Here is an 815-nt window from a genome sequence, read left to right as displayed (position 1 = left end):
GTGAAGGCCTACGCCGAGGCCGGCGTCAACGCCTTCGCCATGGAGTTCATGCCGCGCATCACCCGCGCCCAGGTCATGGACGTGCTGTCGTCCCAGGCCAACCTCGCCGGCTACAAGGCGGTGGTCGATGCGGCTTCGGAATACGGCCGCGCCTTCCCGATGATGATGACCGCCGCCGGCACCGTGCCGCCCGCGCGCGCCTTCATCATGGGCGTCGGCGTCGCCGGTCTCCAGGCCATCGCCACGGCCAAGCGGCTGGGCGCCATCGTCTCGGCCACCGACGTGCGCCCGGCGGTCAAGGAGCAGGTCCAGTCGCTGGGCGGCAGCTTCGTCGCCGTCGAGAACGACGAGTTCCGCCAAGCGGAAACCGCCGGCGGCTACGCCAAGGAGATGTCCGACGACTACAAGCGCCAGCAGGCCGCCTTGGTCGCCGAGCACATCAAGAAGCAGGACCTCGTCATCACCACCGCGCTGATCCCCGGCCGCAAGGCGCCGATCCTGGTGACGGCCGAGCATGTGGCGTCGATGAAGCCGGGTTCGGTGCTGATCGATCTGGCGGTGGAGCAGGGCGGCAACGTCGAGGGCTCCAAGCTGGGCGAGACGGTGGTGACGGCCAACGGCGTCAAGATCGTCGGCCACGCCAACTACCCGAGCCGCATCGCCGAATCCGCCTCGCTGCTCTACGCCAAGAACCTGCTGGCCCTGCTGACAGTCCTGCACGACAAGGACAAGGGCGTCACCGTCAACTGGGACGACGAGATCGTCAAGGCCATCGCGCTGACCCGCGACGGCGCCGTCGTCCACCCGGCCTTCGC

The 815-nt window shown here is 68.7% G+C and carries 1 protein-coding gene; it reads left to right on the top strand.

Features of this window, described 5'->3' with window-relative positions:
• On the top strand, positions 1 to 815 hold an 815-nt coding region (locus EJ913_RS31260; RefSeq protein WP_148125327.1), incomplete at both ends, for an NAD(P) transhydrogenase subunit alpha.

Origin of the sequence: Azospirillum doebereinerae, from assembly GCF_003989665.1 — a bacterium.
Taxonomy (GTDB): domain Bacteria; phylum Pseudomonadota; class Alphaproteobacteria; order Azospirillales; family Azospirillaceae; genus Azospirillum; species Azospirillum doebereinerae.
The sequence above is the reverse complement of the archived record's forward strand: the minus strand, read 5'-3'. Positions and strand labels throughout refer to the sequence as shown.